General features: G+C 39.9%; 30 protein-coding genes and 1 pseudogene. 1 reads left to right on the top strand and 30 read right to left on the bottom strand.

What is annotated here, in order from left to right:
- Nucleotides 1–122: 122 nt before the first annotated feature.
- Nucleotides 123–581, bottom strand: coding sequence for a sigma-70 family RNA polymerase sigma factor (locus tag ADH31_RS08225; protein ID WP_049510075.1), 459 nt, complete (start codon nt 579–581; stop codon nt 123–125).
- Between the two features lie 172 nt (nt 582–753).
- Nucleotides 754–2,979 carry a penicillin-binding protein PBP2A gene (gene pbp2a, locus ADH31_RS08220; RefSeq protein ID WP_049510073.1) on the bottom strand — a complete coding sequence of 742 codons (2,226 nt, stop codon included), beginning with the start codon at nt 2,977–2,979 and terminating at the stop codon, nt 754–756.
- Nucleotides 2,980–3,067: 88 nt separating this feature from the next.
- Here pbp2a and ADH31_RS08215 point away from each other — a divergent pair, with 88 nt between their 5' ends.
- Nucleotides 3,068–3,943: an RluA family pseudouridine synthase gene (locus ADH31_RS08215; protein ID WP_152904350.1), complete on the top strand. Its 876-nt coding sequence runs from the start codon at nt 3,068–3,070 to the stop codon at nt 3,941–3,943.
- Between the two features lie 73 nt (nt 3,944–4,016).
- Here the strand turns inward: ADH31_RS08215 and gap are convergent, their stop codons facing one another.
- From gap to rplE, 28 genes and pseudogenes are all read right to left on the bottom strand, one after another.
- Nucleotides 4,017–5,027 (bottom strand): type I glyceraldehyde-3-phosphate dehydrogenase, encoded by a 1,011-nt coding sequence (gap, locus tag ADH31_RS08210; RefSeq protein ID WP_045762475.1) that lies wholly within the window; start codon nt 5,025–5,027, stop codon nt 4,017–4,019.
- A gap of 267 nt (nt 5,028–5,294) precedes the next feature.
- Complete coding sequence (gene adhE / locus ADH31_RS08205) at nt 5,295–7,946, bottom strand: bifunctional acetaldehyde-CoA/alcohol dehydrogenase (protein WP_049510067.1); 2,652 nt, start codon at nt 7,944–7,946, stop codon at nt 5,295–5,297.
- Between the two features lie 299 nt (nt 7,947–8,245).
- Nucleotides 8,246–8,659 carry an MORN repeat-containing protein gene (locus tag ADH31_RS08200; RefSeq protein WP_049504892.1) on the bottom strand — a complete coding sequence of 138 codons (414 nt, stop codon included), beginning with the start codon at nt 8,657–8,659 and terminating at the stop codon, nt 8,246–8,248.
- A complete protein-coding gene (locus ADH31_RS08195) occupies nt 8,634–9,089 on the bottom strand; it encodes a low molecular weight protein-tyrosine-phosphatase (protein ID WP_049510084.1) in 456 nt (151 codons plus the stop codon). The genes ADH31_RS08200 and ADH31_RS08195 overlap by 26 nt, the downstream gene beginning before the upstream one ends.
- 48 nt (nt 9,090–9,137) lie before the next feature.
- Complete coding sequence (gene yajC / locus ADH31_RS08190; RefSeq protein WP_000509386.1) at nt 9,138–9,458, bottom strand: preprotein translocase subunit YajC; 321 nt, start codon at nt 9,456–9,458, stop codon at nt 9,138–9,140.
- A gap of 116 nt (nt 9,459–9,574) precedes the next feature.
- The gene (gene tkt, locus ADH31_RS08185; RefSeq protein ID WP_049510064.1) at nt 9,575–11,551 is read right to left on the bottom strand and encodes a transketolase; all 1,977 of its coding nucleotides are present in this window, start codon (nt 11,549–11,551) and stop codon (nt 9,575–9,577) included.
- 118 nt (nt 11,552–11,669) lie between these two features.
- Nucleotides 11,670–12,293, bottom strand: a complete 624-nt coding sequence (locus ADH31_RS08180) for a hypothetical protein (RefSeq protein ID WP_049510062.1) — start codon at nt 12,291–12,293, stop codon at nt 11,670–11,672.
- A 55-nt stretch (nt 12,294–12,348) separates the two neighbouring features.
- On the bottom strand, nt 12,349–13,305 hold the full coding sequence (jag, locus tag ADH31_RS08175) for an RNA-binding cell elongation regulator Jag/EloR (RefSeq protein WP_049510059.1): 957 nt from the start codon (nt 13,303–13,305) through the stop codon (nt 12,349–12,351).
- Nucleotides 13,277–14,153, bottom strand: a pseudogene (locus ADH31_RS08170) (YidC/Oxa1 family membrane protein insertase). Before ADH31_RS08170 ends, jag begins: the two are co-directional and overlap by 29 nt.
- Entirely contained in the window at nt 14,128–14,499 is a 372-nt protein-coding gene (gene rnpA / locus ADH31_RS08165; protein ID WP_049510057.1) for a ribonuclease P protein component, read from the bottom strand. The pseudogene ADH31_RS08170 and the gene rnpA overlap by 26 nt, the downstream one beginning before the upstream one ends.
- Before the next feature lie 330 nt (nt 14,500–14,829).
- Nucleotides 14,830–16,167, bottom strand: coding sequence for a PFL family protein (locus ADH31_RS08160; protein ID WP_049510055.1), 1,338 nt, complete (start codon nt 16,165–16,167; stop codon nt 14,830–14,832).
- A gap of 8 nt (nt 16,168–16,175) precedes the next feature.
- Nucleotides 16,176–16,442 carry an ACT domain-containing protein gene (locus ADH31_RS08155; RefSeq protein ID WP_049510053.1) on the bottom strand — a complete coding sequence of 89 codons (267 nt, stop codon included), beginning with the start codon at nt 16,440–16,442 and terminating at the stop codon, nt 16,176–16,178.
- A 465-nt stretch (nt 16,443–16,907) separates the two neighbouring features.
- Nucleotides 16,908–17,294: a 50S ribosomal protein L17 gene (rplQ, locus tag ADH31_RS08150; RefSeq protein ID WP_000331493.1), complete on the bottom strand. Its 387-nt coding sequence runs from the start codon at nt 17,292–17,294 to the stop codon at nt 16,908–16,910.
- 11 nt (nt 17,295–17,305) lie between these two features.
- On the bottom strand, nt 17,306–18,241 hold the full coding sequence (locus ADH31_RS08145; protein ID WP_000568996.1) for a DNA-directed RNA polymerase subunit alpha: 936 nt from the start codon (nt 18,239–18,241) through the stop codon (nt 17,306–17,308).
- A gap of 42 nt (nt 18,242–18,283) precedes the next feature.
- Nucleotides 18,284–18,667 carry a 30S ribosomal protein S11 gene (gene rpsK, locus ADH31_RS08140; RefSeq protein ID WP_001118385.1) on the bottom strand — a complete coding sequence of 128 codons (384 nt, stop codon included), beginning with the start codon at nt 18,665–18,667 and terminating at the stop codon, nt 18,284–18,286.
- Nucleotides 18,668–18,684: 17 nt separating this feature from the next.
- Nucleotides 18,685–19,050: a 30S ribosomal protein S13 gene (gene rpsM / locus ADH31_RS08135; protein ID WP_049510052.1), complete on the bottom strand. Its 366-nt coding sequence runs from the start codon at nt 19,048–19,050 to the stop codon at nt 18,685–18,687.
- Between the two features lie 17 nt (nt 19,051–19,067).
- Nucleotides 19,068–19,184 (bottom strand): 50S ribosomal protein L36, encoded by a 117-nt coding sequence (gene rpmJ, locus ADH31_RS08130; RefSeq protein ID WP_001808836.1) that lies wholly within the window; start codon nt 19,182–19,184, stop codon nt 19,068–19,070.
- Between the two features lie 24 nt (nt 19,185–19,208).
- Nucleotides 19,209–19,427 carry a translation initiation factor IF-1 gene (gene infA / locus ADH31_RS08125; RefSeq protein ID WP_001029883.1) on the bottom strand — a complete coding sequence of 73 codons (219 nt, stop codon included), beginning with the start codon at nt 19,425–19,427 and terminating at the stop codon, nt 19,209–19,211.
- Nucleotides 19,428–19,544: 117 nt separating this feature from the next.
- Complete coding sequence (locus ADH31_RS08120; protein WP_049510050.1) at nt 19,545–20,183, bottom strand: adenylate kinase; 639 nt, start codon at nt 20,181–20,183, stop codon at nt 19,545–19,547.
- A 155-nt stretch (nt 20,184–20,338) separates the two neighbouring features.
- Complete coding sequence (secY, locus tag ADH31_RS08115) at nt 20,339–21,649, bottom strand: preprotein translocase subunit SecY (RefSeq protein ID WP_000465391.1); 1,311 nt, start codon at nt 21,647–21,649, stop codon at nt 20,339–20,341.
- Nucleotides 21,650–21,661: 12 nt separating this feature from the next.
- A complete protein-coding gene (rplO, locus tag ADH31_RS08110) occupies nt 21,662–22,102 on the bottom strand; it encodes a 50S ribosomal protein L15 (protein ID WP_000766079.1) in 441 nt (146 codons plus the stop codon).
- A 146-nt stretch (nt 22,103–22,248) separates the two neighbouring features.
- A complete protein-coding gene (gene rpmD, locus ADH31_RS08105; RefSeq protein WP_000057243.1) occupies nt 22,249–22,431 on the bottom strand; it encodes a 50S ribosomal protein L30 in 183 nt (60 codons plus the stop codon).
- 13 nt (nt 22,432–22,444) lie between these two features.
- Nucleotides 22,445–22,939 carry a 30S ribosomal protein S5 gene (gene rpsE / locus ADH31_RS08100; protein ID WP_000874203.1) on the bottom strand — a complete coding sequence of 165 codons (495 nt, stop codon included), beginning with the start codon at nt 22,937–22,939 and terminating at the stop codon, nt 22,445–22,447.
- A 17-nt stretch (nt 22,940–22,956) separates the two neighbouring features.
- Nucleotides 22,957–23,313, bottom strand: coding sequence for a 50S ribosomal protein L18 (gene rplR / locus ADH31_RS08095; RefSeq protein ID WP_000624044.1), 357 nt, complete (start codon nt 23,311–23,313; stop codon nt 22,957–22,959).
- A gap of 83 nt (nt 23,314–23,396) precedes the next feature.
- Nucleotides 23,397–23,933, bottom strand: coding sequence for a 50S ribosomal protein L6 (gene rplF, locus ADH31_RS08090; RefSeq protein ID WP_000086625.1), 537 nt, complete (start codon nt 23,931–23,933; stop codon nt 23,397–23,399).
- A gap of 225 nt (nt 23,934–24,158) precedes the next feature.
- The gene (gene rpsH / locus ADH31_RS08085) at nt 24,159–24,557 is read right to left on the bottom strand and encodes a 30S ribosomal protein S8 (protein WP_000245504.1); all 399 of its coding nucleotides are present in this window, start codon (nt 24,555–24,557) and stop codon (nt 24,159–24,161) included.
- A 211-nt stretch (nt 24,558–24,768) separates the two neighbouring features.
- On the bottom strand, nt 24,769–24,954 hold the full coding sequence (locus tag ADH31_RS08080; RefSeq protein WP_001085699.1) for a type Z 30S ribosomal protein S14: 186 nt from the start codon (nt 24,952–24,954) through the stop codon (nt 24,769–24,771).
- Between the two features lie 17 nt (nt 24,955–24,971).
- Nucleotides 24,972–25,514 (bottom strand): 50S ribosomal protein L5, encoded by a 543-nt coding sequence (rplE, locus tag ADH31_RS08075; RefSeq protein ID WP_000013542.1) that lies wholly within the window; start codon nt 25,512–25,514, stop codon nt 24,972–24,974.
- Nucleotides 25,515–25,534: the final 20 nt, after the last annotated feature.

The following is a 25,534-nucleotide window of genomic DNA, read 5'->3' as shown; positions in this document are numbered from 1 at the left end:
CCGCCGTGAAAAGGCGGTGTCTTAACCCCTTGACCAACGGACCAGAGTTGTTATTTTCAACTCTTACTATTATACCGACTTTTCTAACTTTGTCAACACCTTTTTTTAACTTTTTTTCAATTCTACTGAATTACTTCCTGTAACTCTTTCAGCATGGCTTTGCGGCCCTTGAAACGCTCATCTGCCCAGAGGAGTTCATAGGCTTCTTGCTTATCTTGTGGTAACTTTCTTCTATAACTATCCAACAATTCATGAAGGGCGTAGTAATCATCCAGCCACAATCCTCCTTCTGGTAGGCGATGGCTAATCTCGCCTACTTCTTCATAGGCCATACGGTCCAGGCGACGTTTTTGACTCTCTTGTTTTCTGACGCTATCTAGGATTCGATTGCGGAATTTTGTTTTGAAGTAGACGTAGAGTTTCTTTTCCTCTTCCACTAAGTCTGGTTGAGCCTCAAGGAGTTCATAGAGACAGATCAGTCCTTCTTGATCCCAATCCTCTTTTTCCCACAGGTGGAGATAATAATCTTTTCGGCATCTATGAACAATACCTTTTACTTTCTCATAATACTTTTCAAGCATTTGCTTTCCCCCTTTCTCTGCTTGTAGTATAGCAGAGAAAGAGGGAAAGAGGGGCTTTGATTTCTGTCTTGTGTTTTTTCACGTCCAAGGTGTATCAGGAAGTATGAATACTGACAAGTGAGAATAAAAAAAGACAAAGATTTGAATCCTTGTCTTTTACCTTTTAAACGTTTTAGCGAAACAGATCTACAATGGTATCCCAGACAGTCTGAGCTTTTTCTTTAATTTTAGCATCCGAAAACGCTCTTCCTGCTTCATCGACCAGATTTTGCGCCCGTCCACGAATATCTGATAGTATATCATCAGACTGTGCACTAGTATCACTTGTAGTTTGTTTAGGTGCGTTTTCTGGTGCAATGCCATTCATTTTATAAGCATTTTCAACTGTAAAAGTACTTCCTGGTGTATAAGGAAGAATTGTTTCTGCCATACTTCTAAAAATGTGAGCAGCACCATTCGAAGTCGAACCTGCTAAATAGTGATTTTCATCAGTAGTAGGGAAACCAAGCCAATGGCTAATCACTAAATCAGGTGTATAGCCAATCACCCATTGATCACTCGTATATTCTGGATTGAAGGCAGCCTCTGTCGTTCCGGTTTTTCCAGCCATAACGTAATCATCTGGAGACGAACTTATCCCTGTACCATTTGTAAAGGTTCCGAGCATCATACTTGTCATTTTATCAGCTACCGATTTGTCAACTACTCGTTTTTGAGTGTTTTTATGAGTAGCAATCACTTCACCACTAGCATTTTCAATACGAGTGATAAAGTGAGCGTCTGGCATGAGTCCTTCATTTGCAAACACTGCGTAGGCTTGGGCCATCTGAAGAGGGTTAGTTTCTACGCCACCACCTAAAGCCACTCCAAGCACACGATCTACATCACTCATGTTTAGACCAAACTTTTCACCCGCTTCAAAGGCTTTATCTATTCCAAGCTCTTTAACAGTAGCTACTGCAGGTAAATTTAAAGATTTAGCCAAAGCTTGATACATGGGTACTTCTCGTGATGTCTTGATTCCTGCGTAGTTGTCTACTTTATAATCACCATATTGCATGGTATGATTATCCAACTCCTTATTAAGAGACCAGCCTGCCTCAACCGCTGGTGTGTACACTATCAAGGGTTTAATAGTAGACCCTGGACTTCTTTTGGATTGGGTTGCATAGTTAAAATTTCTGAAACCTGCTTTATCATCCCCGGCCACTCGACCAACAACTCCTCGAACTCCACCTGTTTTTGGTTCTAATGCGACACTACCAGACTCTGCATGTGTTCCATCTTCAGCTGTCGGAAAGAGAGAAGTATTTTGGTAGATAACCTGCATATTTGCTTGGTAATTTTGATCTAGCTCCGTATAAATTCGATAACCGTTATTAACGATTTCTTCCTCTGTTAGATTATACTTTTCAATAGCTTCATTAACAACTGCATCAAAATAGGAAGGATAACGGTAGTCTGATATTTTCCCTTCATAACTATCTTTCAACTGAGAAGCCATATCAACACTTGATGCTTCTGCTTCCTTATTTTTGTCAAGGTAGCCTGCAGCCACCATATTTTGCAAGACAGTATCTCTTCGGTTAGTTGAATGCTCAATAGAATTCAGAGGATTGTACAATTCTGGGCCTTTAAGCATACCTGCTAAAGTGGCGGCTTCATCAAGAGTTAATCCCGATGCCGAAACACCAAAGTACTTTTTACTGGCATCTTCAACACCCCAAACCCCATTACCGAAGTAGGCATTGTTCAAATACATGGTTAGAATTTCTTTTTTACTGTATTTTTTGGTTAATTCTAAAGCAAGAAAGAATTCTTTGGCCTTTCTCTGCACAGTTTGATCTTGTGAAAGATAAGCATTTTTCGCCAACTGTTGAGTAATTGTAGATCCACCACCCGAACGACCAGCTGTTAGAATAGCTAGAAAAAAACGACCATAGTTAATTCCACTATTTTTATAGAAGCTTCTATCTTCTGTCGCAATAACAGCATTCTGCAAATCTTCACTAATTTCCGAGAGCTCAACGTAAGTTCCTTTTTGGCCTGACAAGGCACCAGCCTCATTCTCTTCTCTGTCAAAAATCACCGTTCGTGTTTTCAAAGCATTCTGCAAGTCTGTAACATTTGTCGATTTAGCCAAGGCAAATAGATAAACCCCAACAAACAAGCTTGCACTTAGTCCAAGAATTAGAAAGATTTTGGTCAGATGATAGCGACGCCAAAATTTTCGAATGGGTCCGACTTGCCCAGCTTTCTTTCGCCCACCTCTTGACCTTCTTAAATTAGTCGAGGTATTTTCTTCATTATTAACTTCGTCGATTTCTATTTTTTCCATTTCAGATTCTTCTTTTTTAAACAAAGAAAGAAACTTTTCAAATAATGTATCTAATTTCATGCGTTTATTTTATCATCTTCCCCTTAGGAAGACAAGAATTTAGCTAGTTTCCCTATCCAAATAATCTATTTTTTGTTACAATATCTGTATGAAATTTACCTTTGTTATCCCTGACTCTCTTCCTGAAATGACTGTCAAAGTCTTCTTGGAGGAGCAACTACTCATTCCGAGAAAAATACGGCATTTCTTGAGAATAAAAAAGCACATTCTCATCAATCAAGAAGAAGTCCACTGGCATCAAACTGTCAAATTCGGAGATGAATGTCAACTGATTTTCGATGAGGAGGATTATCCTACAAAAGAAATTGTTTGGGGAAATCCTAATCTTGTCCAAGAAGTCTACCAAGACCAACATTTGATTATCGTGAACAAACCCGAAGGTATGAAAACTCACGGGAATCAACCAGAAGAAATTGCACTTCTCAATCATGTCAGCGCCTATGTAGGCCAGACTTGCTATGTTGTCCATCGGCTAGATAAGGAAACGAGCGGTCTCATCCTCTTTGCTAAAAATCCATTTATACTGCCCATTCTCAATCGATTATTGGAGAAAAAAGAGATTTCCCGCGAGTACTGGGCTCTGGTTGAAGGAAAAGTAGGTTCTAAAGAACTTATCTTCCGAGATAAAATAGGTCGCGATCGTCACGATCGTAGAAAACGGGTGGTGGATTTCAAAAATGGTCAATATGCTGAAACTCATGTAACTCGATTGAAGCAATTTCAAAACAAGACCTCTCTGGTCCGATGTAGATTAAAAACAGGTCGAACACATCAGATTCGGGTTCATCTATCTCACCATGGACATCCAATCCTTGGAGATCCTCTCTACAATCCACATTCCAAAGCTAGCAGACTAATGTTACACGCATTTAAACTATCCTTTGTCCATCCTCTGACTTTAAACCAATTAAGCTTTACTGCACTATCAGGCACATTTGAAAGAGAATTAAACCAAAATGGATGACATTATCATCCATTTTTTCTTATAGATACAAAAAAAGCAAGACCAGTTGGCCTTGCTTTTATCAACTCAAGAATTATTTAGCGATTTTAGCAAAGTATTCAAGAGTACGTACAAGTTGTGCAGTGTATGACATTTCGTTGTCGTACCATGAAACAACTTTAACCAATTGTTTACCGTCAACGTCAAGAACTTTAGTTTGAGTTGCGTCAAACAATGATCCGTAAGACATACCTACAACATCTGAAGATACGATTGGATCTTCTGTGTAACCGTATGATTCATTGGCTACTGCTTTCATAGCTGCATTCACTTCATCAACAGTAACGTTCTTTTCAAGAACAACTACCAATTCAGTTACTGAACCAGTTGGTGTAGGAACGCGTTGTGCAGCTCCGTCAAGTTTACCGTTCAATTCTGGGATTACAAGACCGATAGCTTTAGCAGCACCAGTTGAGTTAGGTACGATGTTAGCAGCACCAGCGCGAGCACGACGGAGGTCACCTTTACGGTGTGGTCCATCAAGGATCATTTGGTCACCAGTGTAAGCGTGGATAGTAGTCATCAATCCTTCTACAACACCAAAGTTGTCTTGAAGAGCTTTAGCCATTGGAGCCAAGCAGTTTGTAGTACATGAAGCACCTGAGATAACTGTTTCAGTACCGTCAAGAACGTCGTGGTTAGTGTTAAATACAACTGTTTTAACATCTGATCCACCAGGAGCAGTGATAACAACTTTTTTAGCTCCACCTGGGTGCAAGTGTTTTTCAGCAGCTGCTTTAGTAGCAAAGAAACCAGTTGCTTCAAGAACGATTTCTACACCGTCGTTAGCCCAGTCAATTTGTTCTGGATCACGTTCAGCAGAAACTTTAACGAATTTACCGTTAACTTCAAATCCACCTTCTTTAACTTCCACAGTTCCGTCGAAACGACCTTGAGTTGTGTCATATTTCAACAAGTGTGCAAGCATAACTGGATCTGTAAGGTCGTTGATGCGAGTAACTTCAACACCTTCTACGTTTTGGATACGGCGGAAAGCAAGACGACCGATACGTCCGAAACCGTTAATACCAACTTTAACTACCATTAGTGATTTCCTCCTTATGAAAATCATGAAAATTTTATTGTGAAAAGAGTAACTTGAATCACTACAAATCACCTTTCAACATACCTATTATATAACTATTTGAGTTTAATTGCAAGCGCTGGCCTTGTTTTTCTGATAAGCTTTGGCAATATTTTCATTTCTTTACTTAGCCTTGCAGCCTACTCCAATTCTATGCATTTCTTAATAAAAACATATTCTCTAAGCATAAAAAACCGAGGTTTACCCTCGGTTTTGGCTGATAATTAATTATTTACGGCGTCCTGGTCTTTCTTTGTAACCATAGTAAGCATCTTCGATGATTTCTTGCATATGGTCAACCATTGGAAGACGTGGGTTTGCAGGTGAACATTGGTCTTCATAAGCAAGGAAGGCCAACTCACGTGAATGTTCTTTCCATTCTTTTTCGTCAACACCTTGTGCTTTGAAGTTCATTTCGATACCTACGCGCTCACCGAGTTCGTAAACAGCTTTTGCAAAAGATTCAACCCCTTCTTCTGGTGTAGAAGCTGGAAGTCCAAGCATACGAGCGATATCTTGATATTTCTCGTCTGCACGGTAGTAGTTGTACTTAGGCCATGTTGCTGTCTTAGCTGGACGTGTACCGTTGTAGCGAATGACGTATGGAAGCAAGATAGCATTTGTACGACCGTGGATTGTGTGGAATTGCGCACCAATCTTATGGGCCATTGAGTGAGAAATACCTAGGAAGGCATTGGCAAAGGCCATACCAGCGATTGTTGAAGCGTTATGCATTTTCTCACGTGAATGGAAGTCTGCGTTCTTAACTGAGCTTTCAAGGTTTTCAAATACAAGCTTGATGGCTTGAAGTGCAAGTCCGTCAGTGTAGTCGCTAGCCATTTGTGATACGTATGCTTCAGTTGCGTGAGTCAATACGTCCATACCAGTATCAGCAGCTACAAATCCAGGAACTGTCAATACCAAAGCAGGGTCTACGATTGCCACAGTTGGTGTCAATGAATAGTCAGCGATTGGGTATTTACGGTTGTTTGCTTTATCAGAGATAACGGCAAATGGAGTTACTTCAGATCCTGTACCAGATGTAGTTGGGATAGCGATGAATTTAGTCTTCTTACCAAGCAATGGGAATTTGAAAGCACGTTTACGGATATCCATGAATTTTTGTACAAGGTCACGGAAGTCCACTTCTGGTTGCTCATAGAAGAGCCACATTACTTTAGCAGCATCCATTGGTGAACCACCACCAAGAGCGATGATTGTATCTGGTTTGAAAGCACGCATGATCTCAGTACCACGTTCAACTGTAGTGATATCTGGATCTGGTTCTACATCAGCAAAGATTTGGTAAACAACCTTATTGCGACGAAGGTCAAGTTGTTCGATGATACGATCAAGGAAGCCAAGCTCTACCATAGCGTGGTCAGTAACGATCATGACACGCTCAACGTCACGACATTTTTGAAGGTATTGAATTGAATCACGTTCAAAGTATGTTTTTGAAGGAAGTTTCATCCATTGCATGTTATTTCTCCGTCTTCCGACTTTTTTGATATTCAAGAGGTTAATGGCGCTAACGTTATCCCCAACTGAGTTACGTCCGTAAGAACCACATCCGAGTGTCAATGATGGCAAGAAGGCATTATAAACATCCCCGATACCACCGAAAGTAGAAGGTGAGTTACAGATAACACGAATAGCTTTAACAGCTTTACCAAATTCTTTAGTCAATTCTTCATCAGCTGTATGGATGGCTGCTGAGTGTCCAAGACCGTTAAATTCAACCATTTGACGAGCTTTAGCAATACCATCTTCACGGCTTTCAGATTTCAAAACTGCGATAACTGGTGACAATTTTTCACGAGTCAATGGCTCGTTTTCACCAACTTCTTTACATTCTGCAGCAAGAATGTTTGTTCCTTCTGGAACAGTAAATCCTGCTTGTTCTGCAATCCAAGTTGCTGGTTTACCAACGATGTCAGCGTTCAATTTTGCACCAGCACAGTTTTTGCTATTTGCTTTCACGCCGAAGCAGAACTCTTCAAGAAGAGCTTTTTCTTTTTTGTTTACAAAGTAAGTGTGATAAGATTTGAACTCTGCTACAAATTCATCGTAAATTTCTTTATCAATGATAACAGCTTGTTCAGATGCACAGACCATACCATTGTCAAATGATTTAGACATTACGATATCGTGAGCAGCTTGGCGGATGTTAGCTGATTTTTCAACATAAGCTGGAACGTTTCCGGCACCTACCCCAAGAGCTGGTTTACCACATGAGTATGCCGCTTTAACCATGGCATTACCACCTGTTGCAAGGATTGTTGCAATACCTTCGTGGTTCATCAATGCACTAGTTGCTTCCATAGACGGTTCAGTAATCCACTGTACACAGTTTTCAGGAGCACCTGCTTTAATCGCTGCATCACGAACGATTTGAGCTGCGTGAGCTGATGATTCTTGAGCTGATGGGTGGAAGGCAAAGACAATAGGATTACGAGTCTTCAATGAAATCAACGCTTTAAAGATTGCTGTTGAAGTTGGGTTAGTTGTTGGAGTGATACCACAAACAACACCAACTGGTTCAGCGATAAGAGTCAATCCTGTTACATCATCTTCTTCGATAACACCAACTGTTTTAGTGTGGCGCATGTTATTTACCACGTGCTCACAAGCAAATAGGTTTTTAGTTGCTTTATCTTCAAATACTCCACGTCCTGTTTCTTCAAAGGCATGTAAAGCCAATTCTCCGTGAGCATCAAGTGCAGCAACTGAAGCTTTTGCTACGATATAATCGACTTGATCTTGATCAAGTTTACGCATTTCTTCAAGGGCAACTAAAGCTTTTTGCACCAAACCATCGACATGCTTTTCAGCAGCGAGTTTCTTTTCTTCTGGTGTTACAGTTTTTTTATCAGCCATATTTTCCTCCATAGCTTTCAAGGATTGCAAGTCCTTTGTTAATTTTTTCACAAGATTATTATAACTCTTTTTTAAACATTTGTAAACAGTTTCATGAGCATTTCACGAACTTTTTTTGTTTGTTTGTGAAAATGATCTCAAACACCCTTTTGCAGATGCTTTTGAGGCACTAGTTTGTGAATATTTTTAAAAAAATTTATTTTTCACAAACTTAGTTGTAAAAAGGGGTTGGAAATGTCTTTTGTTTCCATGTAAGCGTTTTCTAGAGTTTTGGAAGAATACCTCCTTCTAGGAGGAGGTTATTGTGCTTGTTGAAATAAACCTTGTTTGAAGTCCCCTTCATAGACTACTTCTTGTTCGGTAGTCAGCTTTCCTTTTCCTTCAGCTTGGCCATTTACAAAGTCTCCCTCATATACCCAACCTGCTTTAGCTTGGTAGGTACCTTTACCATTGAAGGCACCATTGCTAAATTCTCCAGTATAGGTATCACCGTTTGAGAAGGTAACAGTGCCCTGACCATTCATCTTACCACGAACTAGGCTCCCGTCATAAATAATAGCATCGTTATCAAGCTTAAGAACGCCCTGTTTTGGAAGATTGGTCAGAAATACGAGACCTGCACAGACAACAATGACGATCACTGTCGCAATTTCTAAACGGGGACGTGTTAAATAGACACTATATTTTTCATAGAGTTTTTTTAAATTTTCCATGTTCACTCTCATTTTCTAAGCGACTTAACCAAGCCTGGCAACCAGTTAAAACTCGGTCATAAGTTTCTTCAAAATCACCTGTATACCAGGGATCTGGAACGCTTTCAGATGCAAAAGGCTGTATCTTATATTGTTGATCCTGTGGACACATCTGATGCAAATCAGCGAGATTAGACTCATCCATCCCAATGATATAGTCAAAATACTCAAAATCTTTTTTAGAAATTTGTTGGGAAGTTTTCGAAGTATCATAAGGAACGCCATGACTTCGAAAGATGCCTTGCGTCCCTTTGTGGATTGGATTACCGTGTTCCCAGGAAGAAGTCGCTCGACTTTGAATCTCACATTTATCGGTCAGGGATTTCATTACAAATTCCGCCATAGGACTACGACAAATATTGCCAAGACAGACAAAGACAACATTTTTCATCATTGTTCCTCTCATTTATAGAAAAACGGGAATGCATTCCACCCCGTTTTATTCTTCAATAGCACTGCCTTCTTCGATAACTGCACCTTCAGGTGTGACAGCTTCTTTGACTGGCAAAACTGTTCTAATTGCACCTAATTCGAAAGTCAAGTATACTCCGTCTACATCAAGTACAATCGTTTTGTTTTCAGTATCAACTTCGTCGACTGTACCGTAGAGACCACCGATAGTGATTACTTCGTAGCCTTTTTGAAGTTTGTTGAGGCTCTCCATACGTTTTTCAGCTTGTTTTTTTTGAGAACGTTGCATGAAGAACATCAAGCCGAACATCAAAACAAGCATAATCAAGAATGTTAAATTCCCACCCATTATTTTTTCTCCTTTGTAATTCAGATAAAACTACTATATCAAATTTCACTTGTTTTTACAAGATTGCACCTTGATTTTAGGTCAATAAAAAACCAGAGCAAATGCCCTGATTTTTCTTATTTCAAGTTGTTTACAAGTTCTACTAAGTTTTCAACTGTAAATCCATATTCTGCTAAAACTTTTGGTGCTGGGGCAGATGCTCCAAAGGTATCAATACCAAGAACTGCTCCATCAAGACCAACGTATTTATACCAGTTTTGAGTTGCTCCCATTTCAACTGCTACACGGCGACGAACTGCATTTGGTAAGATTTCTTCTTTGTAGGCTGCATCTTGTGCGTCAAATACATCTGTAGATGGCATGCTGACTACGCGAACTTTGCCACCTTGACTTGCCAATTCTTTAGCAGCTGCAACAGCAAGATTCACTTCTGAACCTGTTGCAATCAAGATAGTGTCGAAGTCTGCTGCATTTTCATAAACGACATAAGCACCTTTCGCAACCTTGTCAAAGTCTGTTCCTTCTTCAACAGTCAAGTTTTGACGAGTCAAGACAAGGGCAGTTGGTGTTTTCTCACTCTTCACTGCGAGATACCAAGCTGCTTGAGTTTCACGCGCATCTGCTGGACGGAAAACGTTGAGGTTTGGAATCGCACGAAGGCCTGCCAAGTGCTCAATCGGTTCATGAGTTGGCCCATCTTCACCAACTGCGATTGAATCGTGAGTAAAGACATAGGTTACAGGAAGACCTTGTAGGGCTGACAAACGAACTGCCGCTTTAAGGTAATCTGAGAATACGAAGAATGTTCCGCCATAAACTCGAAGCCCACCGTGAAGAGCCATTCCGTTCAAAACAGTTCCCATTGCAAATTCACGAACACCAAATTGGATGTTACGATTTAAGCGATTTGCATCATCTTGAAGTCCATCCGTTTTGATGTAAGTCATATTTGAATGAGCAAGGTCAGCTGATCCACCGAGGAAGGTTGGCAATTTAGCAGCTACTACATTCAAAGCATCCTGACTTGAGTTACGAGTAGCTTGAGAGAAGCCATTTTCTAAAGCTGGGAAGTCTTCTGGAGTCACCTCAACTGGATCGCGTCCTTCGATGATTGCTTCCACTTCTGCAGCAAGTTCTGGGTGAGCTTCTTTATAATCTGCGACTAGTTTTATCCATGCTTCATATGCTGATGCTCCACGGTCTGCAACATTTTCTTTGAAATCAGCATAAACTTCCGCTGGGATTTCAAATGGTTCGTAGTCCCAACCAAGGGCTTGGCGAGTTGCAGCAGTTTCGTCTGTACCAAGAGGAGCACCGTGTACCGCATTAGTCCCTTGTTTGTTTGGAGAACCATAACCAATAACAGTTTTCACTTCGATCAAAGATGGTTTGCCTGAAGCCTTAGCTTCTTCAATAGCAGCATGAATAGCTTCTAAGTCTGTTCCATCTTCTACCAAGGCTGTATGCCAACCGTAGGCATTGTAACGATCGCGAACACTTTCTGTGAATGAATCTTTTGTCTCACCATCCAAGTTGATATCATTTGAATCATAAAGAACAACCAACTTGTCAAGCTTTTGCAAGCCTGCATAAGAAGCAGCTTCGCTTGAGACACCTTCCATCAAGTCACCATCTCCACAGATAACGTAAGTGTAGTGGTCAAAGATGTTATAACCTTCACGGTTGTACTTAGCTGCAAGGAAACGGTCTGCTTGTGCAAAACCTGTCGCAGTCGCAATCCCTTGTCCTAGAGGACCTGTTGTTGCATCAACCCCTGCAGTATGCCCAAATTCTGGGTGACCTGGAGTTTTAGAGCCCCACTGACGGAAGTTCTTTACTTCATCCATGCTCACATCTTCAAATCCAGAAAGGTGAAGAAGGGCATAGAGAAGCATTGATCCGTGACCAGCTGAAAGAATGAAACGGTCGCGGTTAATCCAGTTTGGTTGAGCTGGATTGATACGAAGTTCTTTAGTGAATAGGCTGTAGGCCATCGGTGCAGCTCCCATAACCACCCCTGGGTGACCTGAGTTCGCTTTATTGATAGCGTCAATACCTAGAAAACGAATCGCATTAACAGATAGATTTGACATAGAATTTCCTTTCTCTTTGAGGTGATAGGTCTATCACGCATCTTATTTTACTATTATATGAAAAAATATCTAGAATAGCAATAAAACAATTTACTATAAAATGAATCAATGGATTATACTAATTTCTAGTTGCTTGATAGTAAGGTAATAGTTTTTCAAAAGCTTTATCTAATTCATCTAAAAACTTGTCTAGAATTTGTACGTCTGTCACTGGAACATCTACCTTCACTAAAACTTTTCGGACTTCCTGATGGAATAGTTTTTCTCTTAAAATTTGGCGATTTTCCTCAGTAGCCTCCATCTTTTGACTTTCTCCATCTGAGTAGACTAGATAGTAAATCCCTTCTACCACTGGAACTTCTAAGACCTTGGCTTGTTTGTCTAATGTTCGCTCATCCTTCTTACGTTCAATAAAACTCACTTCTAGTGAAACTCCAAAATCAGAAGGGCTTCCATACAAACGAAGGGCCAACATAGGCTCCGTCACTTCCCCTTCACGCTGTAAATAGGCCCAGAAATGTGGTCGCAAACGTTGGGATTGATTCATCCACTGACTCGTTCCTTGCAGTATCCATTCTGGATGCCTTGATTGAAAAGCTTTGCCCAGTTCTGTAAAAGTCTTTCTAGCTTCCTGTCCCTTACTCCTCAAATAAAGCATTTTCTCTGCATCTTGTCCTGCCTTCTCTGGTTTTTGATACTGTAAGCCAGAGTATGCAAGGTAGTCTCTCATTGTATTCAACATAGGCTCAATCTCCCTTAGCTAGCAAAAAATCAGGGATACCCTGATTTTGCTTTGACTATTCTGTATCCACGACAACGTAACGATTTGGCTCATCACCTTCTGAATAACTAGTGACACCTTCCATACGTGAGATGATACGATGGATAATTTTACGTTCGCTACTAGACATTGGATCAGTCACCTGGCTTCGCCCCTCTTCTAGGACACGTGTAGCTAACTTCTGTGCATAGCTTTGCAAGACTTCTGCACGGTGCTCTACATAGTCATTAACATTGATGGTAATATAGAAGGTTCTTGAATAGCGGTTATAGAGATAATTCTGTGCTAAGAGTTGGAGAGATTTCAAGACCTTCCCGTGGTAACCGATAATACGACCTGGTTCATTAGTATCAATTTGCATATTGATAGAACGGCGATTTGAAGTGCTTGAGATTGCTCCCTCAACATCCATATCATCAATAATACCTTGAACATAGTTGGTCACTTCTTCAACAACCTGGTCAATATCGTAGGTCGGCTCAATCTTCAAGCCTAGATTTTCTAAATCATCATTCTGCTCGAATTCTTCCTGCTCTTTAGATTCTTCTGGCAGTAAATCTTTTAGAATGGCAATATGACCAGTTTCCTCTAAAATTGTACTAGCTTCTTTCTCATTTTTAAGAATTTCGGCCTTAACTTCTTCAGAGATCCCTTGTCCTTCTTCCTCGATTTTTTTGATTGCTTCAACAACATGACCTAAGTCTACTGTTGCCTCACTAACAGTCTTAACGGGTTCGTTCTTAGCATTAACTTCCTTTGGAACTCCCTTAACTGCTTGCTGATTTGCCTTCACAACAGTTGTCTCACTAATTGCTTCGATATCAACTTGCGCTGGTTTCTTCCCAAAAAGGCCAAAGAAACCTTTTTTCTCCCTCGAGACAACCTTGATATGCGCCTTCATTCTAGGAATCCCCAATTCCTTCAATCCCGTTTGGATCGCTTCTTCAACCGTTGAACCTGTAAATAATACCATTACAAGATTCCTCCTTACTTTTACTTTTTCTTTTTCTGTGCTTTCTTCAGAGCTTTTCTCTTCTTACCTTCTAAATCCTTCTGAGCCTGTACTCCCGCCTCACGCTCTGCAATAATCTTAAATGGATTGTTGAGCAGATAGGTTTGTAGCACCTGATAAGCATTGGATACCGCCCAGTATAAGGCAACCCCACTTGGTGAATACATAGCAAAGAAGAAAATCATGACTGGCATTGCATACATCATTCCTGTCATGGCACCATTTTTCTCAACCATGGCCTTATTGGATAACCAAGTGCTAAGGAAAGTAAAGATAGTTGCCAAAATTGGCAAAACAAAAGTCGTATCTACACCACCAAGGTTAATCCATAAGAAATGACCTGTTTTTAAAAATTCTACTCTACTCAAAGCTTGGAACAAGGCCAACAAGACTGGCATCTGGATTAAGATTGGCCAAAGAGAAGCTGACTGCTTCACACCATGTTGCTTGAACAACTGACGCATTTCTTGATCCAGCTTAGTACGGCTCTCCATATCCCGTCCCGGATAACGTTCTCGCAACTCCTTAACAAGTGGTTGTACTTCTTGCATCTTTCTGGATGCCACCATTTGTATTTGAAAAACTGGTAGAAGAATCGTTCTAATCAGAAGGGTAAATAATATAATCCCCAGACCAATACTTGTGTCAAATGATAAAAAGCGAATGGTTTCAGCAAAAAAATAAACAAATTTACTCCAAAAATCTGTTGATTCCGCTGTAATCTCACTCGGCGTACCACTAGCTGTGCAGGCGCTCATCACAAACAAAGCAAGCACCATTAAGCTAGTCAACTGTAATTTCTTTTTCACTCCCAATTCCTTCCTGGTAAATCTTTGATAACTTTAATACGTGAAGCAGATTTTTTTCCATTTCCGCATAGTCCAAGATTTCAACACCTTTTCGAGCAATCACAACAAAATCTACATTTTCAACCAGCTGATTTTTATGTTCAATCAGAATATGTCGAATTCTTCTTTTGATCTGATTTCTCATGACAGCGTTTCCCAATTTTTTGCTGACAGACAGACCAACTCGAAAATGCTGCTCATTATTTTCTAATCGATAAATAACAAATTTACGATTAGCAAAACTCTTCCCTTCTTTAAATATTGCATTAAAATCTTTCTCTTTTTTTACACGAAAGCGTTTTTTCAAAATTTAACTCCATCTATTAAAACTACTACTATTATACCATAATTTTTCAAAAAGCCAATCATAGCAAGGTTTTAGCCTATGTTTAGCTAATGAAAAGACTTTTTTTCACTCTAAAATCATCATCTTTTTTCAAAAATTTCTCAAATTTGGGCATACAAGTCTGCTTATTTCTGATCAGAAAAAACAAAAGTCACCCTTTGGAGTGACTTTTTTAGGAGATTATTATGAAAAAGTTAGGATTTCTATTAAATAAAGTTAGGAGGTCTTTATTTAATGATTATAGTATACCTGTCTATCCTTAAACCCAACTTAAACAGATTCCATTTCTTTTTAATTTTTAAAACTATGGATTGGAGCTGGAATTTGCCCTCCACGAGCAATGAAATCAACAGACGATGCACCGTTGACTTTCATGACTGGAGCTGTTCCTAAAAGCCCACCAAACTCAATCATATCGCCTTCTTTTCCTTTTGGAATAATACGTACAGCTGTTGTTTTCATATTGATGACCCCGATAGCAGCTTCATCCGCAATCATTGCCGCAATCGTTTCTGCAGGTGTATCTTCAGGAATGGCAATCATATCCAAACCAACTGAACAGATAGCCGTCATAGCTTCTAGTTTTTCCAAATTAAGAGAGCCATTTTGCACAGCAGCAATCATTCCCTCATCCTCAGAAACAGGGATAAAGGCACCAGACAAACCACCCACTTGATTGCAGGCCATAACTCCGCCCTTCTTAACTTGGTCGTTCAAGAGAGCCAAGGCAGCAGTCGTTCCATGAGTCCCAACTGTCTCTAGCCCCATTTCTTCAAGAACACGAGCTACAGAATCACCCACTGCCGGAGTTGGAGCTAAACTCAAATCTACAATCCCAAAATCAACTCCGAGGCGCTCACTAGCCATTTGACCAACCAATTGACCAATACGGGTAATCTTGAAGGCTGTTTTTTTAACAGTTTCAGCAACAACATCAAAGCTCTGACCTCGAACCTTTTCCAAGGCACGTTTGACAACACCCGGTCCTGAAACACCTACATTGATGATGACATCTGCTTCACCTACACCATGAAAAGCGCCTGCCATAAAAGGATTGTCCTCTACCGCGTTGGCAAATACAACTAATTTAGCCGCACCCATATCAGATAGAGAAGCTGTCTCCTTGATAATACGCCCCATATCCGCTACTGCAGTCATATTGATACCCGATTTGGTAGAACCGATATTTACCGATGAACAAACCTTATCTGTTTCTGCCAAAGCACGAGGAATCGAATTGATGAGAATCTCATCACCTTTTTGGTAACCCTTTTGTACCAAGGCAGAAAAACCACCAATGAAGTCAACACCAATTTCCTTAGCAGCTCTGTCCAAAGCTTTGGCTAATGGGACATAGTCCTTCGCATCTGTAGCAGCACCAATCAAGGAAATTGGAGTTACGGACACACGTTTATTTACAATGGGAATTCCTAACTCAGCCGCAATTTCATCTCCAACAGCCACTAAATTAGCCGCCTTGGTTGTAATCTTTTGATAAATTTTCTCCGCAGCACGATGAATATCAGGATCAATACAGTCCAAAAGGGAAATCCCCATGGTAATGGTTCTAATGTCAAAGTTTTGCTCCTCAATCATAGCGATTGTTTCGGTAACTTGTCTAATATCCATGACCCCTCCTAGATGTTGTACATAGCATCAAAAATAGCTGCACTTTGAATATTGATTTTGACATTCAAAGTCTGACCAAAAACCTCAAATTCGTTTCTAAGATAAGTAAAATCTTGTTTTTCATCACTAGATACCACAGCCATCATTGTAAAGAATTCATCCAAGACTGTTTGTGAGATATCATCAATATTTAAGCCTAATTCAGCAATTTTTGTCGCAACACCTGCAACAATTCCAGATTTATCTTTACCAACAACAGTAATAATAGCTTTCATGATTAAACTCCGTTTCTAACACAGAACAATATCCATTTCGGCCAAAAACAAAATAAAAAAGGGGGGATAGAGTAACTAAATCACTTAATAGTGAACAATTATCCAAGTTGAAACCCTAAAAAATCTCTTAGTTGATCTTGTACCAGACCAATATTTTTTTACCAAGTCGCTAGTTTAGAACTTGAAACTGATAGTATATTGGCTCATAACCTCTTTATAGAATATTTCTGAAAAAATGAACATTGTTGATTTTCTTTTTCAATAGTATAGCATATTTCTTAATAAAATACTCAAAAACGCCTGCTTACGAAATTGTTCTTAAGAAAAAAACAATTTCGTAAACAAGCGTCTACCTTATCATCTTATGATGAGTGTTCCCGCTAGGACATAAGTCCTAGCGGTAGACCAGAGCTAGACTAAGAGCACAAGACTCCATCATCATAACACTCAACAAAATTGATGATTTTATACTAATTCGATGATCGCCATTGGCGCTGCATCACCACGACGTGGTTCAGTTTTAAGGATACGAGTGTATCCACCGTTACGCTCAGCATAACGAGGTGCGATTTCTGAGAACAATTTTTGAAGTGCTGTAGTAGAAGTGTACTTATCAGTTGCTTCATCATAGTTTTCAGATGCGATTTCATTACGTACGAAAGCAGCTGCTTGACGACGTGCATGCAAATCACCACGTTTACCTAGAGTAATCATTTTTTCAACAGTTTTACGGATTTCTTTAGCACGAGCTTCAGTTGTCACGATTGATTCGTTGATCAAAAGGTCAGTTGTCAAATCGCGAAGCATTGCTTTACGTTGTGAGCTAGTGCGTCCTAGTTTACGGTAAGCCATTTATTCCTCCTTTATTTATCTTTTAATCCAAGACCCAAATCAATGAGTTTGACTTTCACTTCTTCCAAACTCTTGCGTCCAAGATTTCTTACTTTCATCATCTCTGCTTCAGATTTTTCTGTCAAATCATGCACAGTGTTGATACCGGCACGTTTCAAACAGTTGTATGAACGCACAGACAAGTCAAGTTCCTCAATCGTACGTTCCAAGATACGGTCGTCCGATTCAGTATCAGCTTCTTTCATCACTTCTGCTGACTTAGCAATCTCTGTAAGATTTGTAAACAAATCAAGGTGCTCAGTCAAGATACGCGCTGAAAGCCCTAAAGCATCTTCTGGAATAATTGTTCCATTAGTCAAGATTTCAAGGGTTAATTTGTCGAAACCATCATTGCTACCTACACGAGCAGGTTCAACTTGATAGTTGACTTTTGTAACTGGTGTATAAATAGAATCTACAGCAAGTGTTCCAACTGGTGCATTATCTTTTTTGTTTTCATCAGCAGGTACATATCCACGACCACTGTTAACAGTCATTGTCGCCTTTAGAGAAGAACCTTCACCGATTGTAAAGAGATAATGATCTGGATTTACAATTTCAATGTCGCTATCTGTCAAGATATCTCCAGCTGTAATTTCAGCAGGACCTTGCACATCTAGTTCAATGATCTTTTCGTCTTTAACGTAAGATTTTACTGCAATACCTTTGATGTTCAGAATGATTTGCATCACGTCTTCGCGAACACCCGGAACTGTATCAAATTCATGCAATACACCTTCGATATTGATAGATGTTACAGCAGCCCCTGGAAGAGAAGCTAGAAGTACACGACGAAGAGAGTTACCAAGTGTTGTACCGTAACCACGTTCAAGCGGTTCGATTACAAACTTGCCATAATCTTTATTTTCATCAATTTTTGTTATATTTGGTTTTTCAAACTCGATCATTTAGTTACTCCCTCTTAAACGAAAAGCAGTGTAAGGTTATGATTATACACGGCGACGTTTTGGAGGACGAGCACCATTGTGTGGCACTGGAGTCACATCACGAATTGCTGTTACTTCAAGACCAGCGGCAGCAAGAGCACGAATAGCTGACTCACGACCAGAACCTGGACCTTTAACAGTAACTTCAACTGACTTAAGACCGTGTTCTTGTGCAGATTTAGCAGCAGCTTCTGAAGCCATTTGAGCAGCAAATGGTGTAGATTTACGAGAACCTTTGAAACCAAGAGCACCAGCTGATGACCAAGCAATTGCATTACCATGCACATCAGTAATCATAACAATAGTGTTATTAAATGTAGCGTGAATATGAGCAATACCAGATTCGATATTCTTTTTCACACGACGTTTACGTGTTGGTTTAGCCAAGACTTTTACCTCCTATATTATTTTTTCTTACCAGCAATCGCAACAGCTTTACCTTTACGAGTGCGAGCGTTGTTTTTAGTGTTTTGTCCACGGACAGGAAGTCCACGACGGTGACGGATACCACGGTATGAACCGATTTCCATCAAACGTTTGATGTTCAAGTTAACTTCACGACGAAGGTCACCTTCAACTTTGATTGCATCCACTTCACGACGGATAGCATCTTCTTGATCTGATGTAAGATCGCGAACACGTACATCTTCTGAAATTCCAGCAGCTGCCAAGATTTTCTTAGATGTTGGAAGTCCGATACCGTACACATAAGTCAATGAAATTACTACGCGTTTGTCATTTGGAATGTCAACTCCAGCAATACGAGCCATGTTTTCTCCTTTCTATCTTATCCTTGACGTTGTTTGTGTTTTGGATTTGCTGGGCAAATTACCATAACACGACCATTACGACGAATTACTTTACAGTATTCGCAAATTGGTTTGACCGATGGTCTTACTTTCATTTCTTATCCCTCCAAGTTTTTCGATTATTTAAAGCGGTAAGTGATACGTCCACGTGTCAAGTCATATGGACTCATTTCGACAGTAACACGATCTCCCGCTAAAATACGAATATAGTTTTTACGAATTTTACCAGAAACTGTTGCTAAAATCTGATGTCCATTTTCAAGTTCAACCGTAAACATTGCATTCGGCATGGTATCAACTACTTTGCCTTCAACTTCAATCACATCGTCTTTTGCCACGCAAAAGTACCTCCATAAATTTCGATTTGATGCCTCTAGACACAGAGACAACAATTATAAGTCAGACTAACTCAGTATAACATTTGTAGAGACATTTTGCAAGCATGAAAAACGCTTTTATTTCAATTTTGTCAATACTTTTTCGATATCTGCAAATACATCATTGATATCTTGATTACCTTCGATATCATGTACCAAACCTTTAGCACGATAGTGAGCAATAATCGGTTCACCTTGGGCAATATTGACATCCAAACGACGTTTCACTGTCTCTGGTTTGTCATCTTCACGTTGATAGTAGTCTTCTTCTTTGTAATCAACTGGTGGGTTGAAAACTTTGTGGAAAGTTTCGCCAGTTTCACGGTGAATGATACGACCGCTCAAACGTTCGAGTAGACATGATGGATCTACTTCAATATTGATTACACCCTCAAGTTCAAGACCAAGGTCTACCAAAATTTGATCCAAAGCGTGGGCTTGTTCAATGGTACGAGGGAATCCGTCTAAGAGGAATCCTTTTTCCTTAATGTCATCTTGAGCCAAACGTTCTTTAACGATTCCGTTTGTAACTTCATCTGGAACCAACTCGCCTTTGTCGATATAAGACTTAGCTAAGACACCCATTTCAGTTTGGTTAGCCATTGCCGCACGGAACATATCACCTGTTGAGATATGAGCAACATGGAATTGTTCCACAATTCTAGCTGCTTGTGTACCCTTACCTGCACCAGGTAAGCCCATAATCAAAAGATTCATGATTCAAACTCCTTTTTTATTTTTAAATAGAAGCAAAAATTCATTTCGACTCCTATTTAAAAACAAAATAGAAGAGAGGAGATAAAAATCTGACAAGGTCTTTGATTTTTAAACTCCACTCTCTGAGCAATAGTGAATTTTCTTTTCTATTACAATTATTCTGTTGTATTCATGAAACCAACATACTTACGTTTCAATAAATAACCTTCCAATTGTTTAATTCCTTCAATACCTGTTGAGATAATGATCAAAAGACTTGTCCCCCCAAAAGCAACGACTTCTGAAAGACCGAATAAATCCTTAGCTACAATAGGTAAAATAGAAATGACACCTAGGAAGAGGGAACCGACTGTTGCGAGACGACGAAGAAGTTTTGACATATACTCTTCTGTCCCTTTACCAGGACGGACTCCGTGGATATAAGCACCGCTCTTTTGCAAATTTTCTGCTGCCTTCTCTGGATTAATCTGTACAAATGTATAGAAGAATGTAAAGAGGATAATCAACAGAGCGTACAAAGCGATACCTGTAGGGGCTGTTGTAGATAGCAACTCCTGAGCACTACGTACCCAGGCCCAATCAAGACCAGATGCACTTACAAATTGTAAAATTGCCGCTGGTGCTGCTGTAATTGAGCTAGCAAAGATAACTGGAATAACTCCTGCAGGGTTAATCTTCAATGGAAGATAGGAACTTGATGGTGCTCCTTGTGCTACCTTAGTATACTGAATTGGTATCTTATATTCAGCTTGTTGAACATAAGTTGTAAAGTAAACAATCAATAAGACTGCTACAATTAAGATAGCAACAAAAATGAGGGATGAAGTCAAGCGACTGCTTGGTACATTGACAAAGTAGTCAACATAAATTCCCTTGATCATATCAGGAATTGAAGCAACAATCCCCGCAAAGATAATCATAGAAACACCATTTCCATAACCCTTATCAGTAATTTGCTCTCCCAACCAAGTTACAATCATACTACCCGCTGTTAGGATTGCTCCAATCACAAGGAAAACTTGTGGTGTTAAAGGAACAGTCAAAAGTTTGGCTCCAGATAAAGCATTAAAACCAGCAGTAATTCCGATAGATTGCACGAATGCAAGAACAAGGGCAATATATCGAGTTGCCTGGTTCAACTTTCTACGACCAACTTCCCCTTGTTTGCCCCACTCTACAAACTTCGGTAATAAATCCATTTGTAAGAGTTGGACAACGATAGAAGCAGTAATGTATGGACTAACACCAAGTGCAAAAACTGAAAAGTTTTTCATGGCATTACCAGACACCAAACTTAACATATTTAGAAAAGATAGACCACTCAAAGCATTCAAGCTATTGGCATTCACCCATGGAACCGTAATGCTAGTCCCGATACGGAAGACAAAGACGATAAAAATTGTAAAAAGAATTTTTGATCGAACTTGCTTGACTTTGAAGGCTTCTCTCAATAATTTAAAAAACATAGGTCACCTCTCTTAGATGACTTCTACTGAACCACCTTTAGCAGTGATAGCTTCTTCAGCTGATTTAGAGAATTTAGCTGCTTTTACAGACAATTTCTTAGTCAACTCACCGTTACCAAGAATCTTGATACCTGATTTTTCAGCTTTAACAATTCCTGATTCGATAAGAACAACTGGAGTTACTTCTGCACCATCTTCAAAGACGTTCAATTGGTCAAGGTTAACAATTGCGTATTCTTTAGCGTTGATGTTAGTGAATCCACGTTTTGGAAGACGACGGAACAATGGAGTTTGTCCACCTTCAAAACCAAGACGTACTCCGCCACCGCTACGAGCTTTTTGACCTTTTTGACCACGACCAGATGTTTTACCGTTACCTGATGAAGTACCACGACCAACACGGTTACGAGTTTTACGAGAACCTTCTGCAGGTTTCAATTCATGAAGTTTCATTATATATTTTCTCCTCTTTTGTAAAATGCTAGCGCCGATAAGAGAGAAAAGGTTGTCTCTCCTATCAACTCGCCTATACGTTTGTCATCAAAGATGACTATATCTAGTTTTAGGGGATGGTATACTGCACATCCCCTAAAATTTAATTAGTTTACTTCTTCAACTGTTACCAAGTGAGATACTGCAGTGATCATACCACGTACTGCTGGGTTATCTTCTTTAATAACAGAGCTGTTCAATTTGCCAAGTCCAAGTGCTACAACAGTTTTACGTTGTGATGGAATGCGTCCGATTGGAGACTTAGTCAAAGTAATTTTAATTTGAGCCATTTTATCCCCTTTCTTATGCCAAATCAGAAACTGAGATACCACGAAGGGCAGCAACTTCTTCAGCGCGTTTCAATTGTTTCAAACCTTCAACAGTTGCACGAACAATGTTGATTGGAGTGTTAGAGCCAAGTGATTTAGATGTAACATCAGCTACACCTGCCAACTCGATAACGGCACGAACAGCACCACCAGCGGCAACCCCAGAACCTTCTACAGCAGGTTTCAACAATACTTTAGCTCCACCGAATTCTGAAATAACTTCGTGTGGGATTGTTGTTCCAACCATAGGAACTTCGATCAAGTTTTTCTTAGCATCTTCTACTGCTTTGCGGATTGCTTCTGGAACTTCTTGAGCTTTACCAGTACCAAATCCTACGCGACCATTGTGGTCACCAACGACTACAAGAGCTGCAAAACGAAGACGACGTCCACCTTTAACAACTTTAGTAACACGGTTAACAGCAACTACGCGTTCTTCTAATTCAACTGCATTGTCTTTAAATGCCATTTTCTAGTGTCCTCCTATTAGAATTTCAATCCGTTTTCACGAGCTGCATCAGCCAAAGCTTTCACACGTCCGTGATATAGATATCCACCGCGGTCGAACACCACTTCTGAAATACCTTTAGCGTTTGCACGTTCTGCAACGAGTTTACCGACAGCAACGGCTTGTTCAGTTTTTGTTCCTTTTGAAACTTCTTTGTCAAGAGTTGAAGCACTTGCGAGCGTTACACCCGCTACGTCATCAATAACTTGAGCGTAGATGCCTGTATTAGAACGGAATACGTTCAAACGTGGGCGATCAGCAGTTCCAGAGAGTTTTCCGCGAACGCGACGGTGGCGTTTTTGGCGGAGTTTGTTTTTATCTGGTTTAGAAATCACAGTTTTCACCTCTTTAGTTTTAAATCGTGTGCTATGCACAAAGTTGGAAATGATATTGGTGGCTGAAAATCAACCACTCAATATTATTTACCTGTTTTACCTTCTTTAAGACGAACATATTCGCCAACGTAACGGATACCTTTACCTTTGTATGGTTCTGGTGAACGAAGGCTACGTACGTAAGCAGCTGTTTGACCAACTACTTCTTTCGAAATTCCGCTAACAACGATTGTTGTTGGGTTTGGAAGTTCAAAAGTAATTCCTTCTGGAGCTTCAACTTCGTCTGGATGTGATTTACCAACAGCCAAAACAAGTTTTGATCCTTGAAGTTGTGCACGGTAACCAACCCCACGCATTTCAAGCTGTTTCTTGAATCCTTCTGATACACCAATAACCATGTTGTTCAAAAGAGCACGAGTAGTTCCGTGGATAGTTTTCATTTCTTTTGAATCGTTTGGACGGTGAAGAGTTACTTCAGTACCTTCCACACGAATTTCAATATCTTTTGAGAACTCACGAGTAAGTTCTCCTTTAGGTCCTTTTACAGTTACAACGTTGTCATTGTTAGTGATTTCAACACCAGCAGGCAACACGATAACTTTATTACCAATACGTGACATGTTTTTATTCTCCTGTTAAATTGTCAGGCCATAACGGCCAGTTTTCACGGGGTTAAAGATACTTATTTAGTTCAAGAGCTGAACCGAACACGCTCTAAGAACTTTGTATCTTGATTTGAGTTCGAGCTAAGAATTTGGTGAAAAAGATAAGTTTGTCTTGGAGCATCGCTCCTGCTACAAACTTCCTATTTTCACTGCATTCTTTTAACGCTCTCACATCATCAATTACCAAACGTAAGCGATAACTTCCCCACCAACGTTCTTTTGGCGAGCTTCTTTATCAGTAAGCAAACCTTCTGAAGTTGAAAGGATAGCAATTCCAAGACCGTTAAGTACTTTTGGAAGATCTTCACGTTTTTTATAGACACGAAGTCCTGGTTTAGAAACACGTTTCAAGTTAGTGATAACTTTTTCACCGTTTGGTCCGTATTTAAGGAATACACGGATGATGCCTTGTTTGTCATCTTCGATGATTTCTACGTTCTTAACAAAACCTTCGCGTTTAAGGATTTCTGCAATCCCTTTTTTGATGTTTGATGCAGGTACTTCAAGTACTTCATGTTTTGCTTGGTTAGCGTTACGAATACGAGTTAGGAAGTCTGCGATTGGGTCAGTCATAACCATTTTATTTTCTCCTCTTACTAGTAGTTTGCAAGTTGCACTTGCTAGTTAATGATTGAGCTGGGCTCAGATAGTATTGACACATTCAAACAAGATAATCTCATTTGAACACGAGCTACAACCTGGGCAAAAAAGATAGATTTGTCTTGGAGCATCGCTCCTGCACCAAATCTCCTATTTTTGCTGGGGTTGTTACGCTCTTTGTATCATGATATTACCAAGATGCTTTTGTTACACCAGGGATTTGACCTTTATATGCCAATTCACGGAAGCAAACACGGCAAAGTTTAAACTTGCGGTAAACTGAGTGTGGACGTCCACAACGTTCACAGCGAGTGTATGCTTGAGTAGAGAACTTCGCTGGGCGTTTGTTCTTAGCAATCATAGATTTTTTAGCCATTAGTTATACCTCCTATATTATTTTGCAAAAGGCATTCCAAGGCCTGTAAGCAATGCACGTGACTCTTCGTCAGTGTTAGCAGTTGTTACGATAACGATGTCAAGACCACGAGTTTTGTCAACGTCATCGAAGTTGATTTCTGGGAAAATCAATTGTTCTTTCACACCAAGTGTGTAGTTTCCGCGTCCATCAAATGATTTTGTTGGAACACCGTGGAAGTCACGCACACGTGGAAGTGAAACTGAAACCAATTTATCCAAGAATTCGTACATACGTTCACCACGAAGGGTAACTTTTGCACCGATCGCAACACCTTCACGAAGACGGAAGCCGGCGATTGATTTTTTAGCTTTAGTGATAAGTGGTTTTTGACCTGAGATAAGCGCCAATTCTTCAGCAGCTTTTTCAAGGCTTTTAGCGTTTGATACAGCTTCACCAACACCCATGTTCAAAACGATCTTATCTACTTTAGGAACAGCCATCACTGATGAGTAGTTGAATTGTTCTGTCAACGCAGGAACTACTTCATTAAGATATTTTTCTTTTAAACGATTTGCCATTATACTTCTCCTTTCCTTCG

Source organism: Streptococcus pseudopneumoniae, from assembly GCF_001072375.1.
GTDB classification, from domain to species: Bacteria; Bacillota; Bacilli; order Lactobacillales; family Streptococcaceae; genus Streptococcus; species Streptococcus pseudopneumoniae_L.
The sequence above is the reverse complement of the archived record's forward strand: the minus strand, read 5'-3'. Positions and strand labels throughout refer to the sequence as shown.

Excerpts from the sequence above, each read along its gene's own strand:
- ADH31_RS08120 (WP_049510050.1), bottom strand. The coding sequence starts at position 20,183 with ATGAATCTTTTGATTATGGGCTTACCTGGTGCAGGTAAGGGTACACAA.
- rpsE (WP_000874203.1), bottom strand. The coding sequence starts at position 22,939 with ATGGCATTTAAAGACAATGCAGTTGAATTAGAAGAACGCGTAGTTGCT.
- rpsH (WP_000245504.1), bottom strand. The coding sequence starts at position 24,557 with ATGGTTATGACTGACCCAATCGCAGACTTCCTAACTCGTATTCGTAAC.
- tkt (WP_049510064.1), bottom strand. The coding sequence starts at position 11,551 with ATGTCAAATCTATCTGTTAATGCGATTCGTTTTCTAGGTATTGACGCT.
- rplE (WP_000013542.1), bottom strand. The coding sequence starts at position 25,514 with ATGGCAAATCGTTTAAAAGAAAAATATCTTAATGAAGTAGTTCCTGCG.
- jag (WP_049510059.1), bottom strand. The coding sequence starts at position 13,305 with ATGGTATTATTTACAGGTTCAACGGTTGAAGAAGCGATCCAAACGGGA.
- ADH31_RS08155 (WP_049510053.1), bottom strand. The coding sequence starts at position 16,442 with ATGAAAGCTATTATTACTGTTGTTGGTAAAGATAAATCTGGAATTGTT.
- pbp2a (WP_049510073.1), bottom strand. The coding sequence starts at position 2,979 with ATGAAATTAGATACATTATTTGAAAAGTTTCTTTCTTTGTTTAAAAAA.
- rplQ (WP_000331493.1), bottom strand. The coding sequence starts at position 17,294 with ATGGCTTACCGTAAACTAGGACGCACTAGCTCACAACGTAAAGCAATG.
- ADH31_RS08160 (WP_049510055.1), bottom strand. The coding sequence starts at position 16,167 with ATGGATATTAGACAAGTTACCGAAACAATCGCTATGATTGAGGAGCAA.
- ADH31_RS08180 (WP_049510062.1), bottom strand. The coding sequence starts at position 12,293 with ATGTTGAATACAATGAGAGACTACCTTGCATACTCTGGCTTACAGTAT.
- secY (WP_000465391.1), bottom strand. The coding sequence starts at position 21,649 with ATGTTTTTTAAATTATTGAGAGAAGCCTTCAAAGTCAAGCAAGTTCGA.
- rplF (WP_000086625.1), bottom strand. The coding sequence starts at position 23,933 with ATGTCACGTATTGGTAATAAAGTTATCGTGTTGCCTGCTGGTGTTGAA.
- gap (WP_045762475.1), bottom strand. The coding sequence starts at position 5,027 with ATGGTAGTTAAAGTTGGTATTAACGGTTTCGGACGTATCGGTCGTCTT.
- rpmJ (WP_001808836.1), bottom strand. The coding sequence starts at position 19,184 with ATGAAAGTAAGACCATCGGTCAAACCAATTTGCGAATACTGTAAAGTA.
- ADH31_RS08195 (WP_049510084.1), bottom strand. The coding sequence starts at position 9,089 with ATGAAAAATGTTGTCTTTGTCTGTCTTGGCAATATTTGTCGTAGTCCT.
- rpmD (WP_000057243.1), bottom strand. The coding sequence starts at position 22,431 with ATGGCTCAAATTAAAATTACTTTGACTAAGTCTCCAATCGGACGCATT.
- ADH31_RS08215 (WP_152904350.1), top strand. The coding sequence starts at position 3,068 with ATGAAATTTACCTTTGTTATCCCTGACTCTCTTCCTGAAATGACTGTC.
- rplO (WP_000766079.1), bottom strand. The coding sequence starts at position 22,102 with ATGAAACTTCATGAATTGAAACCTGCAGAAGGTTCTCGTAAAACTCGT.
- yajC (WP_000509386.1), bottom strand. The coding sequence starts at position 9,458 with ATGGGTGGGAATTTAACATTCTTGATTATGCTTGTTTTGATGTTCGGC.
- rpsM (WP_049510052.1), bottom strand. The coding sequence starts at position 19,050 with ATGGCTCGTATTGCTGGAGTTGACATTCCAAATGACAAACGCGTAGTA.
- ADH31_RS08145 (WP_000568996.1), bottom strand. The coding sequence starts at position 18,241 with ATGATCGAGTTTGAAAAACCAAATATAACAAAAATTGATGAAAATAAA.
- ADH31_RS08225 (WP_049510075.1), bottom strand. The coding sequence starts at position 581 with ATGCTTGAAAAGTATTATGAGAAAGTAAAAGGTATTGTTCATAGATGC.
- ADH31_RS08080 (WP_001085699.1), bottom strand. The coding sequence starts at position 24,954 with ATGGCTAAAAAATCTATGATTGCTAAGAACAAACGCCCAGCGAAGTTC.
- ADH31_RS08200 (WP_049504892.1), bottom strand. The coding sequence starts at position 8,659 with ATGGAAAATTTAAAAAAACTCTATGAAAAATATAGTGTCTATTTAACA.
- adhE (WP_049510067.1), bottom strand. The coding sequence starts at position 7,946 with ATGGCTGATAAAAAAACTGTAACACCAGAAGAAAAGAAACTCGCTGCT.